We start from the raw sequence: 451 nt of genomic DNA on the forward strand, positions 1-451 counted from the left end.
TAATAGATGAAAAGTGCGAAATAAGAAACCTTGAGCTTAAGAAGAGTTTAGTCGGGGGTCATGCAAAGATACAGAGAGGGGATTAAGCTTTTAGTATTTCTCTTTTTATTTCCTAAGTGATAGTTGCCGAAAAATTTATTAAGTTAGTGACCAAAATAGTCACTATATGGTGAAAAATTACTACCTTTCAAGAACCGAGCAGGAATTAATGAACATTCTTAAGAGTGCTGAGATAGTGAGTATTCAAGAGGTAGTGGACCTGTTTCCAAGGTTAAGTAAGGATATGGTTAAAAAAGTACTCTCAAGCCTTGTCAGAAAGGGTTACCTCTACAGAATTGAAAAAGGTCTGTATCTTGTGAATGAAGAACCTGGGAGGCCTTTGATAAAAAGTCCTTATCAAATAGCACTAGTGTTATTCCCTGGTTACATTGCATTCTCCTCGGCATTGAGG

1 protein-coding gene and 1 pseudogene are annotated in these 451 nt (G+C 36.8%); both read left to right on the plus strand.

Annotation, left to right across the window (positions count from 1 at the left end; all coding sequences use genetic code 11):
* Positions 1-86 (plus strand): annotated as a pseudogene (locus E3E27_RS10770) (NDP-sugar synthase); the annotation flags it as partial.
* Positions 87-166: 80 nt separating this feature from the next.
* On the plus strand, positions 167-451 hold a 285-nt coding region (locus E3E27_RS10590), incomplete at its 3' end, for a BlaI/MecI/CopY family transcriptional regulator (protein WP_206204894.1).

Source organism: Thermococcus sp. MV11 (assembly GCF_012027285.1).
In the GTDB taxonomy this organism is placed as follows: domain Archaea; phylum Methanobacteriota_B; class Thermococci; order Thermococcales; family Thermococcaceae; genus Thermococcus; species Thermococcus cleftensis.